The organism is Natronococcus sp. A-GB7, from assembly GCF_029688865.1.
Lineage (GTDB): Archaea > Halobacteriota > Halobacteria > Halobacteriales > Natrialbaceae > Natronococcus.
Map to the genome: position 1 here is coordinate 145,013 of NZ_JARUKV010000008.1, position 14,594 is coordinate 159,606.

14 protein-coding genes are annotated in these 14,594 nt (G+C 65.4%); 12 read left to right on the forward strand and 2 right to left on the reverse strand.

The features are described 5' to 3' along the window. Positions 1–345 precede the first annotated feature (345 nt). Positions 346–1,797: an APC family permease gene (locus QA609_RS09390; protein ID WP_278302341.1), complete on the forward strand. Its 1,452-nt coding sequence runs from the start codon at positions 346–348 to the stop codon at positions 1,795–1,797. Positions 1,798–1,917: 120 nt separating this feature from the next. Here QA609_RS09390 and glyA read toward each other — a convergent pair whose 3' ends face one another. Continuing rightward, positions 1,918–3,165 carry a serine hydroxymethyltransferase gene (gene glyA, locus QA609_RS09395; RefSeq protein WP_278302342.1) on the reverse strand — a complete coding sequence of 416 codons (1,248 nt, stop codon included), beginning with the start codon at positions 3,163–3,165 and terminating at the stop codon, positions 1,918–1,920. 140 nt (positions 3,166–3,305) lie between these two features. On the opposite strand from glyA, the gene QA609_RS09400 reads away from it, so the two are divergent. From QA609_RS09400 to QA609_RS09450, 11 genes are all read left to right on the forward strand, one after another. Beyond that, complete coding sequence (locus QA609_RS09400; RefSeq protein WP_278302343.1) at positions 3,306–5,393, forward strand: hypothetical protein; 2,088 nt, start codon at positions 3,306–3,308, stop codon at positions 5,391–5,393. 380 nt (positions 5,394–5,773) lie between these two features. Next, a complete protein-coding gene (locus QA609_RS09405) occupies positions 5,774–6,592 on the forward strand; it encodes a DUF5821 family protein (protein WP_278302344.1) in 819 nt (272 codons plus the stop codon). A 507-nt stretch (positions 6,593–7,099) separates the two neighbouring features. Then, positions 7,100–7,804, forward strand: a complete 705-nt coding sequence (locus tag QA609_RS09410; protein ID WP_278302345.1) for an RNase P subunit p30 family protein — start codon at positions 7,100–7,102, stop codon at positions 7,802–7,804. Continuing rightward, the gene (locus QA609_RS09415; protein WP_278302346.1) at positions 7,788–8,432 is read left to right on the forward strand and encodes a class I SAM-dependent methyltransferase; all 645 of its coding nucleotides are present in this window, start codon (positions 7,788–7,790) and stop codon (positions 8,430–8,432) included. The genes QA609_RS09410 and QA609_RS09415 overlap by 17 nt, the downstream gene beginning before the upstream one ends. Further along, a complete protein-coding gene (locus QA609_RS09420; RefSeq protein ID WP_278302348.1) occupies positions 8,429–8,914 on the forward strand; it encodes an Rpp14/Pop5 family protein in 486 nt (161 codons plus the stop codon). The genes QA609_RS09415 and QA609_RS09420 overlap by 4 nt, the downstream gene beginning before the upstream one ends. Positions 8,915–8,918: 4 nt before the next feature. Next, positions 8,919–9,677, forward strand: a complete 759-nt coding sequence (gene psmA / locus QA609_RS09425) for an archaeal proteasome endopeptidase complex subunit alpha (RefSeq protein WP_278302349.1) — start codon at positions 8,919–8,921, stop codon at positions 9,675–9,677. 55 nt (positions 9,678–9,732) lie between these two features. Continuing rightward, positions 9,733–10,458 carry a ribosome assembly factor SBDS gene (locus QA609_RS09430; protein WP_278302351.1) on the forward strand — a complete coding sequence of 242 codons (726 nt, stop codon included), beginning with the start codon at positions 9,733–9,735 and terminating at the stop codon, positions 10,456–10,458. Positions 10,459–10,711: 253 nt separating this feature from the next. Next, positions 10,712–12,013 (forward strand): GTPase HflX, encoded by a 1,302-nt coding sequence (gene hflX, locus QA609_RS09435; protein ID WP_278302352.1) that lies wholly within the window; start codon positions 10,712–10,714, stop codon positions 12,011–12,013. A 65-nt stretch (positions 12,014–12,078) separates the two neighbouring features. After that, the gene (locus tag QA609_RS09440; protein WP_278302353.1) at positions 12,079–12,228 is read left to right on the forward strand and encodes a PQQ-binding-like beta-propeller repeat protein; all 150 of its coding nucleotides are present in this window, start codon (positions 12,079–12,081) and stop codon (positions 12,226–12,228) included. Positions 12,229–12,319: 91 nt separating this feature from the next. Next, positions 12,320–13,477 (forward strand): thiolase family protein, encoded by a 1,158-nt coding sequence (locus tag QA609_RS09445; protein WP_278302354.1) that lies wholly within the window; start codon positions 12,320–12,322, stop codon positions 13,475–13,477. Next, positions 13,474–13,860, forward strand: coding sequence for a nucleic acid-binding protein (locus QA609_RS09450; protein ID WP_278302355.1), 387 nt, complete (start codon positions 13,474–13,476; stop codon positions 13,858–13,860). Before QA609_RS09445 ends, QA609_RS09450 begins: the two co-directional genes overlap by 4 nt. Here QA609_RS09450 and QA609_RS09455 read toward each other — a convergent pair. Further along, entirely contained in the window at positions 13,839–14,561 is a 723-nt protein-coding gene (locus QA609_RS09455) for a hypothetical protein (protein WP_278302356.1), read from the reverse strand. The two genes, QA609_RS09450 and QA609_RS09455, sit on opposite strands and share 22 nt — an antisense overlap. Positions 14,562–14,594 lie beyond the last annotated feature (33 nt).

Below are 14,594 nucleotides of genomic sequence, written 5' to 3' on the forward strand. Positions count from 1 at the left end.
CTCGAGCCCCGCTCGAGTGGGTGGCTACGAGACTGATCAGTACTCGTATTCGTACCAGGACTGCCACCAGATTTGGATCTACTGGACATCTCTGTGGCTACTTTTCTCGTGAAAGCGGCCGATAGCCGGGCAGTCGAGAGATGGTCGTCGATCCATCACCGATCGGTACCGATCATCGAAGTTGACGAGGGACCCTTACAGCAGCGTCAATCAGTATCCGTTACCGGCACACACTCTGTACAGTATCAGGCTATCTCGATCTCACCCTTCCGTCCGCCAATACACACCGGTATAAAAACAACAATGTTAATGTCTAACTGTCTGGTATTGACTTGCACAGTACCGATGTCGGGAGACGAATTCAAGCTGATCAACGAGCGGGTCGGCCCGATCGCCGCAGTGGCGTTGCTCATCGGGACGGCAGTGGGAATGAGCATCTTCATCGTACCGACGCAGATGGCGGCCGTCGCGGGGCCGAGCATCGTCGTCGCGATCCTGCTATCGGTGATCCCGATGGTGCTGGGAATTCTCCTGCTGTTACAACTCGGTGGGGCGATCCCGGTCGCCGGCGGTACGTACGTCTACGCCTCGCGGCTGGTCGGTCCGTACTGGGGGTTCCTGGGAGTCGCGGTTCCGGTGATGGCGGTCTGGGCGTATCTGCTGTTCGCCGCGCTCGGGTTCGCCGAGTACGTCCCCGTGTTCGTCGAGCTCCCGACGCTGGTCTCGGTCTACTTGCTGTTGGGCGCCTTCCTGGCGTTCAACTACGTCGGCGTGCGACTGGCCGCGAACGTCCAGATCCTTCTGGTCTGTTTCCTGATGGCGGCGATGCTGACGTTCATCGCCGGCGGACTCACCTCCTTCGAGGCGTCGAACGTCACGCCACTGTTCCCGGCGGGCGAGGGCGAACCGTTCGCTGACGGCTACGCACCCTTCTTCCTGGCTGCCGTGACGCTGTATATCCCCTTCCAGGGTTTTGCCATGATCATCGAGATCGGCGAGGAACTCGAGAATCCGGCGAAGAACATCCCGCGCGTGCTGGCCGTCGGGATGGCGCTCGTCGCCGTCCTGACGATCGGAACCGTCGTGGCGCTCGTCGGTGCGGTCCCGCGGGAATCGATCGTCGGCGAGGACGGACAGGCCGTCGAGGGCGGTCTCGCGGCGGTTGCAGGCGGTATCATGCCCGGGTGGGCGATCGCGTTCGTCGCGCTCGGCGCGCTCGTCGCCGCGGCGACGACGACCAATACGCTGTACACCTCCTACTCGCGAACGATCATGCGCGCGGCCCGCGACGACGTCATCCCCGGCTTCTTCGCGGGAATCCACGATCGGTTCAAGACGCCCCATCGCGCGCTCCTGTTGCTCAGTCTCCCGCCGCTGCTCGCCGCACCGCTGATGGGGCCCCTGGACGGGATCCTCGCAGTCGACGTCCTCGACTGGCTCGTCACCGTGACGGTCACCGGCATCTTCATGAGCTTCATGATCACTGGCGTCGCGCTGTGGAACCTGCCGAAGACGTTCCCCCAGCGCTACCAGTACTCGTTCTACAAGCTCCCGCTGTGGCTGCTGAAGGTCGTCGCCGTCGGCAACGTCGTCGTCTCGGGTGCGTTTATGATCTTCGTCGCCCTCGGTGCCCCGTCGGCGCTCGTGCTACAGGCCGTCTGGATCGGGCTGGTGTCGCTGTTGTACGTCTACCGCGTGCGAACCTACGGCGAGGAAGGCGAAGACCTCCGCGAGAAGATGAGCCTGCTCCACAAACACGAGGCCATCGACGGAAACAGCGGCGGCAACGACGACTAGGACGACACCGCGCGCCACACGTGACCGTTCCGAGTGCATATTCGGACACGGGTCACCGGTGAAAACGAACGCGAAACGTCGAACGCAATCAGCGGGCGCGACCGGCCCGAACCGGGCCGACTACTCGTACAGCGGGTTCTCCGCACACAGCGACTCGACGTCCTCGCGGACCTCGGCGATGACATCCTCGTCGTCGGGCGCGTCGATGACGCGGGCGATCAGATCGGCGACCTCGCGGCAGTCGTCCTCGTCGAAGCCCCGCGTCGTCAGCCCGGGCGTACCCGCCCGGATGCCCGAGGGATCGAACGGCGAGCGGGTCTCGCCGGGAACCGTGTTCCCGTTGAGGACGATGCCGGCGTCCTCGAGCGCTTCTTCGGCGTCGCCGCCGGAGGTATCGGGGTGACTCTCGCGGAGGTCGACGAGTACGAGGTGGTTGTCCGTCCCGCCCGAGACCAGCGAGAAGCCGTGTTCCGAAAGCTGGTCGCCCAGCGCCTTCGCGTTCGCGACCGTCTGCTCGGCGTACTCTTCGAACTCGGGCTCGAGGGCCTCCTTGAATCCGACGGCCTTGCCGGCGACGTTGTGCATCAGCGGGCCGCCCTGTCCGCCGGGGAAGACGGCGGCGTCGATGTCGTCGGCGTACTCCTCGTCGCACATGACGATTCCGCCCCGTCCCGAGCGGATCGTCTTGTGGGTGCTTCCGGTGACGAAGTCGGCGGTGCCGACCGGCGAGCTGTGAGCGCCTGCCGCGACGAGCCCCGTAATGTGGGCGATGTCCGCGAGGTGATAGGCGCCGACGTCGTCGGCGGCCTCCTGGATGCGCTCCCACTCGACCTCGCGGGGGTACGCCGAGTAGCCGGAGACGATGATGTCTGGCTCGAACTCGGCGGCGTGGTCGGCCAGCCCCTCGTAGTCGAGGTAGCCGGTCTCGGGGTCGACCTCGTACTGCTCGACGTCGTAGAGCTGCCCGACGAAGTTCGCGGGGTGGCCGTGACTGAGGTGGCCGCCGTGGTTTAGATCCAGCGAGAGGATCTTGTCGCCGGGCTCGAGCATCGAGAAGTAGACGGCCTGGTTGGCCTGGGTACCCGAGTGGGGCTGGACGTTGACGTGCTCGGCGCCGAACAGCTCCGTGGCACGGTCGATCGCCAGCTCCTCGACCTCGTCGGCGTACTCACAGCCGCCGTAGTAGCGCTCGCCGGGGTAGCCCTCGGCGTACTTGTTCGTCAGGACGCTTCCCTGCGCGTCGACGACGGCGCGGCTGACGTGGTTCTCGCTCGCGATCATCTGGAGCGACTCCCGCTGTCGATCGATCTCTCCCTCGAGTGCGTCGGCGACGGCGGGGTCGACGTCCCGGACGTGCTCGTGATCCATGTCTGGTGTGCGGTCCGGTGAGGGGATAAGTGTACCCGTCTACGGCAAGTCGAGCCAGTAGCGTCCGTCCGGCGAAACGTTCCGGACCGGGGGTAACGTCCGATACACCTAACTAATCGGGCGGGTATTGAGCATACCGAATGATAGAGTGGGCGACGGCCGGGGAAACGCTCCACGTGATGGACACGGATAACGCCGAACTCACCGTTGTCGGGAGTGATCTCTCCGTCGTCGGATCGGGCCGCGAGATACCGCGTCCGGTCGACGAGACGATTACCGTCACGACCGACGAGCTTCGGTTTCCGAACGCCGTCGTCTACGCGTTCGCCCTCGGCTCGAGCGCACGGTACGAACTCGATCCGGGCGGCGAGTCCCTCTCGTTGCCGCCGGACGAGTACGTGATCGACGTCGACACGGAGATCAAGAGCTACCTCCGCTTTTCCGGACGCGCGACGATCCGGAAGACCGACGACTTCGAGTCGATCGTGGTCTCCTTTCCGGAGCCGATTCGGGTCATCGTCGGCCTTCGGAGCCGTCACGAACGCCCCGCGGGGACGATCACCGTCCCCGACTCGCCGGCCGACGTTGCGACGGCGATCTCCCATCTCGCCTCCTCGTACAAGACCACCAGCCCCGACCGCACGTATCCGACGCTGCGCGGTCATCCGCCGCTGATCGAGTTCGGCGACGAACTGGAGATCCCCGAGGGGATCCGATCCGAACACCGGGAGAGCGGCATCGAGTTCGTCGTCCCCCCCAACTACGAGTCGCTGTACGCTACCGCGTCGCTCGCGTACTATCTCCAGGCGACGGTGCGAACGACGAACAGCGACGACATCGTCGGAACGCGTCCGCGGCTTCGCGTTCCCGACCAGGGCGTCGAACGAGAGCTGTCGCCCATGCCCGGTCTCGAGCGGGACGTCGAACGACTCCTTCGAAAGACGTTCTTTCTGGACTGTCTGGCCCGCAACGTCGGCCCGTACGGGACCCAACTCGCCGAGTCCAGCCTGCTCGACGTCCTCGAACTCGACGCCGAACGGCTGTACGATGCGACGCCCGCGACGCGGCTCGCGACCTACCTCGACGTCCCCTACGAGGCGGTCGAACACCGCCTTCCGGAGTGGCACCTCGCGACGTACGTCGCTCCCGAGTACGAAAACGCCGAGACGCTGCCGTTCCTGCTCGATCGAATGAGCCTGCTGTACACGCCCCGCACCTCCGAGCTCGAGGGTCAGGAGCTGATCGAGCGCTCCCTGACCGACTTCTATCGCGGCGGAAACGGCTCTCCCGGGGGAGCCCACTCCGGACAGGTCGCGTCGGTCGACATCGTCAAACCCGATCTCCGGGACGCTCGGGTTCACGGCTGGCTCGCAGACGGCGTCCCGATCGACGTCTTCAAATCGACGGCGACGGCCTACCACAACCGGCTGGGATATCTCGAGCGCTCGAGCGAGTCGACCTCGATCTGTGTCGTCCTGAACGATCCCGAGATGGCCGGGGAACACGACGACGTCGCCGAAATATACCGACGACGGTCGAACGAGGTTCGCATGGACGTCACCGTCGAGGAGGGGCTGACGAGGGCCGAGCTCGCGACGGTGTTCGAGAGCGAGTACGACTTCGTCCACTACATCGGCCACTGCGAGACCGACGGTCTGCGCTGTACCGACGGGACGCTCTCGGCCTCGAGCCTGGAGCAGTGTTCCGCACAGACGTTCTTCCTCAACGCCTGTGGCTCCTACTACGAGGGGATGGAGCTGATCGAGAAGGGAAGCGTCGCGGGCGCGGTCACGTTCCGGAAGGTGCTGAACGATCACGCGATCAAGGTCGGATCGACGTTCGCCAAACTGCTCGTCCGCGGGTTCAGCATCGAGCGTGCGCTTCGACTCGCACGCCGTCGGATCATGATGGGCAAGGACTACGCCGTCGTCGGCGACGGCACCCACTCGCTCACCCAGAGCGACAGCCGGCTCCCGACGACGATCACCCTCGAGGAACTCGAGAGCGACCGGTATCTGGCGACGTTCGACTGCTACTCGACGCGTGCGACGGGATCGTACTACGTGCCACACACGACCGGCAGCGAGTACGCCTATCTCTGTGGCAACGAGTCCAGTTTCACGCTGGACCGATCGGAGCTTCTGTCACTGCTCAAGGAAACGGAGTCGTCGGTCATCTACGACGGCGATATCTACTGGTCCGGAGAACTGTGGTCGCGGTTGGTCTGAACCGCTACGGGCCGCTGTACGTGCTGACGCCGCTCGCTCTGAGGAGCGAGCGACCGTCGCCGCTAGTTCGTACTCGTCGTTCGACACACATCCGCACCGCCTCGATCAGGTCACCAAATGCACCCATGCAGCCCTACAATAACAGAAGGTGAACATAAGTTTTGTCGTAATTTCAGATATAAGTATAGATGGAATGGGCTATAATACTAATTTGCTGGCACGTATTATATAGATAAATGTGGGGTGCGACGGGGCTCGAACGGCTTGATTCGACGACGGCCCCGCGATCTTTCGGTCTCGCTCTAGCGGAAGCCATCGGTTCTGCCGAAAAAACGGCCACCAAAATTAAGTAACTGTACCTCGTTTACTTCTGTATTGGCATGACCTCGAATTTACTCAATCACCAGATTGACGATATCCTCGAATCGGTACTCGAAGACGCGAGCGGCGACGTGTACATGGTAAACCCTTCCCGGGATGCCATCGAGCAGTTCGTCTCCGTGGCGACCGCCTTCGAGGGCGACCTCCCGTCGGTGCACATGCTCGCCGACGAGCGGACGCTCAAAGACGTCATGGACGACTTCATCGTCGCCTCCAACGCCGCGGACCTCGTCAGTCAGGGCGCGCTCTCGTTGCGCACCCTCGAGGAGGCTCCCGAGAACTCCCTGCTCGTGACCGAGGACAGCGTCGTCGCCATCGTTCACGCCAACGACCGCGTCGGCGGGCTCGTCACCGACGACGAGAGCTTCGTCACCGACACCCACGACGCCTACGCGACTCGCTGGGAGGACGCCTCGCAGTTCAACCTCCGGACGCCGCCGATCACCGACGTCCAGAACACGCTCTCCGAGGAGATCAGCCCCGACGCACAGGAGGACTTCAGTGCGATCCTCGACTCGCTCGAGACCGCCCGCGGCGACGGCGACGGGCTCGACGAGGTCACGATCTCGCTGCTCGTCGCCGCGAAAAACGAGGCGCTGCTGTACGACATCAGCAAGTGGGGCGAGGACGTCGGCATCGCCAGTAAGGCGACGTTCAGCCGCACGAAGACCAAGCTCGAGGACATGGGCCTGATCGACACCGAGAAGGTCCCCATCGACGTCGGCCGCCCGCGCCTGCGCCTGAAGATCGGTGACGAGCGCCTCACCGAGGCCGACAACGGCCAACTCGCGACGGTCGCACAGTCGATTCTCAACTAACAACCTTTTACTCTGCGCTTGTTCCGCGCCGACGGCAGCGTAGCTGCCACACGGCGCGCCGGCACTCGGTAAAATCCTCAAAAGAGCGGAGCTCTTTTGGACCTCGCGGGAGCTTCGCTCCCGCTCAGGGTTGAGCAAAAGCACCGGAAGACGTTCCGACTCGCTCACTACGTTCGCTGCGTGGGCTGCGACTTCCGAGCCCTCGTTCGTTTCACTCACGAGGACACTCCTCCCTCCGTTTGTTCGTCCCGATAGTCCTCACTCGCATCGGTCGTCGGCCCGCTCGCTCACCCTCCGGGTTCGCTCGCGGTGAGTACCGGGAGTCTGCCTGCCCTTCCCCGTTGAGCGAACGCTGCGCGTTCGCGATGCTCGGAAGAGCTTGCTCTTCCGTTGAGTCGCGCGCTCGCCGAATTCGGCGAGCGCGCTCCCGGCCGTAATCTATTGCTCGAGGGAGTCGGGCGAGCGCGTGACGCAAACCCCAAGTCGAAGCCCCGAGACTCCTCGAGTATGTACGAGGCCGTCCGCGCCCACCCAGAGGGGCAGAGCACGGTCGCCAGACTCGCGAAACTGGCGGCCGACTACGGCTACGAGGGCGTGGTCGTGCGCAACCACTCGAGCGCGCGGGCCGACTACGACGCCGGCGGGATCGCCGACGAGTACGGGATCGACGTCGTCCGCGGCGTCGAGATCCGAGCCGACGACCCCGAACAGGCGAGCGGCTCCGTCGGTAACTTCCGTCCCTCGCACACGATCCTCGCGCTCGAGGGCGGGACGAACGCCCTGAACCGCTTCGCCGTCGAGCAGGCGAAGGTCGACGTGCTGGCGGGCCCGATGGCCGGCGGCGGCGACGTCAACCACGTGCTGGTGAAGGCGGCCGTCGAGAACGGCGTCCGCATCGAGTTCGATCTCTCGGGGGTTCTTCGAGCGAGCGGCGGTCGCCGCGTGCGGGCGATCCAGTCGCTGCGGAAACTCGAGGAGATCGCCGACTACTACGATGCGCCCTACGTCGTCAGCGCCGACCCGCACTCGCACCTCGAGCTTCGCGCGCCCCGCGAACTGCGGGCGCTAGGCGAGGAGGTCGGCCTCTCGAGCGACTTTATCGAGGACGGACTCGCCGAGTGGGGGCGACTCGCCGAGCGCAATCGCTGCATCGACTCCGAGTCGTTCATTGAGCCGGGGGTCGAACGGGGACGATATGAAGAAGAGTCCTGAGGAACACGCCGCCCGCTTCGACGAGAAAGCCAGCGAGTACGACGAGTCGAAATCAGACGAGTACCGCGCCTGCGCGAACCTGGTGATCGAACACGCCGCGCCCGACGCCGAGGACGTCGTCCTCGATCTGGGGACCGGAACGGGCGCCATTGCGCTCGCGCTCGCGCCCGACGCCGAGCGGGTCGTCGGCCGGGACATCAGCGAGGGGATGATGGACGAGGCGCGCGCGAAAGCCCAACAGGAGGGCCTCGAGAACGCGGCGTTCGATCGGGGCACCTTCCGCGAGCCCGAGTACGATGGACCCGTCGACGTCGTCACCTCGAACTTCGCCATGCACCACCTCTCGGACGAGGAGAAACGGGAGGCGATCGAGGTGATCGCCGGCCTCGAGCCCCGAAAGTTCGTCCTCGGGGACGTGATGTTCTTCGGCGAGCCCGACCCCGAGGCGCCGTTCTACTCGCCCGACGTCGACGACCCGGCGACCGTCGGCACGCTCGCGGACGCGTTTACGAGCGCAGGCTTTTCGCTAACGGCCGTCGAGCGGGTTCACGACCAGGTGGGCGTGCTGGTCGCTGAGCGGAGTCCGGTCGCCGAGGCCGAGGCCCCCGACCCGGACTCGGGCGAATGAAACACCTCCCGAAACACCTCCAGCCACGGTGGCGCTACCTCGCCCTCGAGCTCGAGGGCTGGCCCGACGCCGAGATCGACCGACGGGCGTTCCAGCGGGAGTGTTGGTACGCGGGCCAGAACCTGCTGGGGGATCCGGGCAGCGCCGCGGCCGATCTGACGGTCGTCAGGTTCGATTTCGAGGACGGAATCGGTTCCGCGATCGTCCGAGTCCGTCGGGGCGAGACCGAACCCGCCAGAGCGGCGATCGCCTGTATCGACGAGATCGACGGCGATGCGATCGGAATTCGGGTCCGCGGTATCAGTGGCACGATCCGTGCCGGTGAAGAAAACTATTTAGGACGCCGCCGGCAAGAATCGAAGGAGAGAAACGTCGTGTTCCGGAACGAGGAGCGAGTCGCCGTCGTGCGCGACGGGTCTGCAGACGTGCGACTCGATGACGCGTTCGTGGGCGCGACAGACCTCGATTGCAGTTTCGCGTGATACTATGCAGGGACAACAACAACAGCAGGCGTACGACCGCGGCATCACGATCTTCTCGCCCGACGGCCGACTCTACCAGGTCGAGTACGCTCGCGAGGCGGTCAAGCGAGGCACAGCAAGCATCGGCGTGCGAACCAACGACGGCGTCGTTCTCGCCGTCGATAAGCGAGTCCCCTCCCCGCTGCTGGAGGACTCGAGCGTCGAGAAGATACACAAGGCCGACGACCACGTCGGCATCGCGAGCGCCGGCCACGTGGCCGACGCCCGCCAGCTGATCGACTTCGCCCGTCGGCAGGCGCAGGTCAACCACCTCCGCTACGGCGAACCGATCGGTGTCGAGACGCTGACGAAGGAGGTCACCGACCACATCCAGCAGTACACCCAGGTCGGCGGGGCGCGGCCGTTCGGCGTCGCCCTGATCGTCGGCGGCATCGACAACGGCGAGCCGCGACTGTTCGAGACCGACCCCTCGGGGACGCCCTACGAGTGGAAAGCACTGGCCGTCGGCTCCGATCGCGGCGAGCTCCAGGAGTACTTAGAGGAGAACTACGACGACGAGGCCGACCTCGACGGCGGTATCGCCCTCGCGCTCGACGCGCTCGCGTCGGTCAACGACGGCTCCTTGCTGCCCAGCGAGGTCGGACTCGCGACGATCGACGTCGAGAGCGAGTCCTTCGAGCAGTTCGACCACGACAAGATCGAGACCCATCTCGAGGAGAACGACCTGCTCGACGACGGCGAGGACGAGGAAACCGACGAGTAGTCACCGAAACGCCGGCAGGAAAAGCTCTTTTACCCGGCCGGAGGTATGCTCCGGTATGATATCGCTCGACGAGGCGGTGACGGCGCGACTCGAGTCACACGGGGCGCGTTTCGAAGTGCTTGTCGATCCGGACGCAGCGCTGGCGATCAAACGCGGCGACTTCGAGGGCGACCTCGAGGACGTCATCGCCGCCGAGGACGTCTTCGAGAACGCCTCGCGTGGGGACCGCCCCGCCGAGAACGATCTCGAGAAGGTCTTCGATACGACCGACCCCCTCGAAATCATCCCCGAGGTCATCAAGGAGGGGGAGATCCAGATCACGGCCGACCAGCGCCGCGAGATGCAGGAGCGAAAGCGCAAGCAGCTGATCGACACCATCACGCGAAACGCGGTCAACCCACAGATGGACAACGCTCCCCATCCCCCCGAGCGGATCGACAACGCCCTCGAGGAAGCCGGCTTCACCGTCGACCCGATGGAACCCGCCCAGCAACAGGTCGACGACGCGCTCGACGACCTGCGACCCGTGATCCCGATCCGGTTCGAGGAGGTGACGATGGCTGTCCAGATCCCCGCCGAGCACGCCGGCAGCGCGCAGTCGAAGATCCGCGGGTTCGGCGACCTCGAACGCGAGGAGTGGCAAGCCGACGGCTCCTGGATCGGCGTGCTCACCTTCCCCGCCGGACTACAGAACGAGTTCTACGACACCGTCAACGAACACTCGAGCGGCGAGGCCGAGACGGAACTCATCAAGGACAAGGACGACCTCAACACGCGGTAGGCCGCGTCCTCGTTTCTCCGCGGACGCCGGCTCCGTCGACGGTTCTCGGTCGTGCACTGGATTCAAGACGATCCGCCGCGTACGAAGGGGTATGCTCCGCGACCGTTCAACGGAGGTGTTCGACCGCCATCAGTAGCGTCTCCGGACGCGCGCGTCGTCGCTCGAGCGACGGCCCCGGGACGACTGCGGTCGAGCGCACCGACGACGAGCGCCCCGCCTCGAGCGACTATCCGACCTACACACGAGTACTTGCATGAACGCGATCATCGCCAAACGAGTCGACTCCGGCACGCCAGACACCACCGAGATCCGCGAACTCGCAGCGGCGGCCGGCTACACCGTCGTCGGCGAAGTGACCCAGTCCCGAACCGCCGACGCGGCGCTCCAGCTCGGCGAGGGGAAAGCCGAGGAGCTCGCCGACGTCGCCGAGCGATCCGAGGCGACGACGGTCATCTTCGACAACCGACTGGGCCCCTACCAGACGTACAATCTCGGCCAGCTGCTGCCCGAGGGCGTCGAGGTCATCGATCGGTTCACCCTCATCCTCGAAATCTTCGGCCAGCGCGCCCAGACCCGGAAGGCCCAGCTCCAGGTCGAGCTCGCCGAACTCCGTTACGAGCTCCCGCGAGCGGAGGCGAAAACGAGCCTCGCCAAGCGCGAGGAACACCCCGGGTTCATGGGGCTCGGCGAATACGACGAGAGCCGCGAGCGGGACATCAAGGCCCAGATCAGCCGTATCAAGGACGAGCTCGAGCAGATCGAGCAGACCGAGGAACACCGCCGCGAGCGACGGCGCGATTCGGGGTTCGATCTGGTCGCGCTCGCCGGCTACACCAACGCCGGCAAGTCGACGCTGCTTCGCCGGCTCGCAGCTGACCTCGAAGTCGAGGAGAACGAGGACCTCCACCCGGATCTGGACGCGACCGCGGAGTCCCAGGATCGGCTGTTCACGACGCTGGGGACGACGACCCGAAAGGCCGACATCGAACCCCGGGACGTCCTGGTCACCGACACGGTCGGCTTCATCAGCGACCTCCCCCACTGGCTGGTCGAGTCGTTCAAGTCGACGCTTGACTCGGTCTACCGGGCGGATCTGGTCTTGCTCGTCGTCGACGTCAGCGAGGACGTCGACGAGATCCACGAGAAGCTCGTCACCTGTCACGACACGCTCTACGAGCGAAACGAGGCGCCGATCGTCACCGTCCTGAACAAGGTCGACAAGATCGACGACGAGGAGCTCGAGCGCAAGACGGAGGCCCTGTCGGCGCTCGCTCCGAACCCTGCCGTCGTCAGTGCAACGGAGGGAACTAGCGTCGACGACCTGCTCGAGCGTATCGACCGGGAGCTGCCCGACTGGGAGGAAGAACGGCTCGTCCTCCCGATGACCGACGACACGATGAGCGTGGTCTCCTGGCTCCACGACAACGCCCACGTCGAGGACGTCACCTACGGCGACGAGGACGTCCTCGTCGCCTTCGAGGCCCGGCCCGCGGTCATCTCGCAGGCGCGCTCGAGGGCGAGCGAGTTGCAGACGGCCGCGGCGGAGTCGGCGTAGCTCGCCTCTCGAGGCCGTTCCGCCGAGAAGCCACTTATCCTCGCGGCGAGGTCGATCGGAACGCGGTGTTTACGGTGTCGGTCGCGGACGAGACTGTCCGCTGGAGTACCGAGCCGACCGACGACATCGGAACGCACGGCGGGCTGGCACTCGCGGACGGTCTCGTCTACGCGATCCGTGCCGACGGCACCCTGGTCGCACTCGAGGACGGATGAGCGACGGCAAACGCCCACTCGGGTCCCCGTCGACCGTCGAACGCTGCCGCAATCCCGTCAATATAAATCATTGAGTTGAGTCGCATACGGTATGGAACGCGTTGCAATCATCGGTGCCTCGATGACCAAGTTCGGGCAACGCGAGGAGTGGATCCAGGAGCTCCTCGCGGAGGCGGGACTCGACTGTCTCGAGGACGCGGGCGTCGAGGCCGACGAGGTCGAACACCTGTACGTCTCGAACATGGCCAGCGGCGAGTTCGAGGGACAGACCGGCGTGATGAACGGGCTGGCACACGACATCGGCGCGCTGCCGGCGTACACCCAGCGCATCGATCAGACCAGCTCGAGCGGCGGAGCGGGGATCTACGCCGCCTGGCAGTCGGTGGCAAGCGGAGCGAGCGAGATGACGCTGCTCGTCGGCGGCGAGAAGATGACCCATCGGACGACAGGCGAGGCGACCGACGTCATCGCCTCCCTCACCCATCCCGTCGAGTACAAGACGGGTGTGACCCTGCCCTCCTTTGCGGGAATGACCGCGCGCCACTACCTCGAGCGCTTCGACGCGCCCCGGGAGAGTCTGGCAAAGGTCGCCTCGAAGAATCACAAGAACGGCGTCGACAACCCTCACGCGCAGTTTCAGAAGGAGGTCGACGTCGACACCGTTCTCGAGTCGCCGATCGTTGCGGATCCGCTGCGGCTGTACGACTTCTGCCCGATCACCGACGGCTCGGCCGCGCTGATGCTGTGTCCCGAGTCGGTCGCCCGGGAGTACACCGACGACTACGTCGTCATCTCGGGGATCGACGGCGCGACCGACACGCACGTCGTCCACGAACGCGAGGATCCGACGGTAATGGGCGGGGTCGTCGAGAGTGGTGAGGGCGCCTACGAGATGAGCGACCGCGAACCCGACGATATCGACGTTGCCGAACTTCACGACATGTTCACCATCCTCGAGTTCCTGCAGATGGAGGGGCTGGGCTTCGCCGAGCAGGGGGAGGCCTGGGAGCTCGTCGAGGAAGGGTACACCGAACGGGATACGGGCGAGCTGCCGGTCAACACCTCCGGCGGGCTCAAGTCGAAGGGCCATCCGCTGGGCGCCAGCGGCGTCGCCCAGGGCGTCGAGATCTACGAACAGCTGATGGGCGAGGCCGGCGACCGCCAGGTCGATGCGGAGGTTGGGCTCTGTTGTAACGTCGGCGGCTTCGGCAACTGCGTTATCACGACCATTATGGAGACAGGACAATGACGATGGAAGCGACCCGCTACGACGACGGCACGATTAGCTACCCCGGTCACCCGCGAAGCAGGAACGGTGCGGAGCCGGTCGAGACGATCGATCTGAGCGAGTACACCGCCGAAGTGGTGACCTGGACGACCAGCACCGCGACGCCGCCGGGGGTCCGGGAGCCCAACCACCTCGCGATCGTCGAGTTCGACGTCAGTGAGGCTGTCGACGACGGCAAAGACGCCGAGACGTCGGTCCGCGCACTCGTTCAGCTCACGAACGACGACGCGGAAACCGGCGACGAGGTCGAACCGGTCTACACCGAGGAGCTCCGCGAGCCCGGCGCCGGCATCAGGGAGCCCGACAGCCAGGACTGGGACGGCTACCGGTTCGAACCGGTCTGAGGATCGCCGTCTTCGGATTCGTCGTCCTCCGCCCCCTCGTTTTCGCCGTTTGTTCCGTCCGTTCGTTCGTCCTCCGAGTACCGATCCTTGAGCGTCTCGAGCTCCGCGTCCACGTCGACGCTCGAGTCGGGGTCGTCGCCGTCCTCGTCCGTCTCCGTCGTTCCGTCGGGTTGATCGATGTCGATCCGGATCGGCCCGCTCTCGTCGGAGTCGTCGCGGCCCTCGACGGCGCGTCGCAGTCGGCCGTCGACCTCGTCGCGGAGCTCGCGGGCCTCGACGAGCAGCTCTCGAGCGTCCTCGTCGGCGGGCAGCGAACCGTCGGCGGCCGCCCGCTGGAGCTCCGCGAGGACGGTGTCGAGCTGCGAGAGCGTCGCTCGGCGCACCTCGTTCGCGCGCGTTCCGGCGCGGTCGGCGCTCTCGTCGACGCGGTCACGGACCTCTCGTTCCGTACGAACGATTTCGAGGCCGCGCTGGAGGGCCTCGAGGGTTCGGACGCTCGACTCGAGCGTCGCCAGCAGCGCGGGGATCGCGACCTCGTCGGCCACCCGGAGTAGCTCTCGAGGGGTCGGCGGGCGGGGCGCGGGAAACCGAGGGCGAGGGCGGCGAGCGGGTTCATCGAGTTCGGTTCGGAGTTCCTCGATCGTCGTAGTGAGCTCGCGGATCGCGTCGGCGAGCTCGTCGTCGGGATCAGGATCGGCCATACCTCGCTCTACACGGGCCGGGACCAAAAGCCG

Coding starts and splice junctions, on each gene's coding strand:
- QA609_RS09390 (WP_278302341.1), top strand. CDS start 346: ATGTCGGGAGACGAATTCAAGCTGATCAACGAGCGGGTCGGCCCGATC.
- glyA (WP_278302342.1), bottom strand. CDS start 3,165: ATGGATCACGAGCACGTCCGGGACGTCGACCCCGCCGTCGCCGACGCA.
- QA609_RS09400 (WP_278302343.1), top strand. CDS start 3,306: ATGATAGAGTGGGCGACGGCCGGGGAAACGCTCCACGTGATGGACACG.
- QA609_RS09405 (WP_278302344.1), top strand. CDS start 5,774: ATGACCTCGAATTTACTCAATCACCAGATTGACGATATCCTCGAATCG.
- QA609_RS09410 (WP_278302345.1), top strand. CDS start 7,100: ATGTACGAGGCCGTCCGCGCCCACCCAGAGGGGCAGAGCACGGTCGCC.
- QA609_RS09415 (WP_278302346.1), top strand. CDS start 7,788: ATGAAGAAGAGTCCTGAGGAACACGCCGCCCGCTTCGACGAGAAAGCC.
- QA609_RS09420 (WP_278302348.1), top strand. CDS start 8,429: ATGAAACACCTCCCGAAACACCTCCAGCCACGGTGGCGCTACCTCGCC.
- psmA (WP_278302349.1), top strand. CDS start 8,919: ATGCAGGGACAACAACAACAGCAGGCGTACGACCGCGGCATCACGATC.
- QA609_RS09430 (WP_278302351.1), top strand. CDS start 9,733: ATGATATCGCTCGACGAGGCGGTGACGGCGCGACTCGAGTCACACGGG.
- hflX (WP_278302352.1), top strand. CDS start 10,712: ATGAACGCGATCATCGCCAAACGAGTCGACTCCGGCACGCCAGACACC.
- QA609_RS09445 (WP_278302354.1), top strand. CDS start 12,320: ATGGAACGCGTTGCAATCATCGGTGCCTCGATGACCAAGTTCGGGCAA.
- QA609_RS09450 (WP_278302355.1), top strand. CDS start 13,474: ATGACGATGGAAGCGACCCGCTACGACGACGGCACGATTAGCTACCCC.
- QA609_RS09455 (WP_278302356.1), bottom strand. CDS start 14,561: ATGGCCGATCCTGATCCCGACGACGAGCTCGCCGACGCGATCCGCGAG.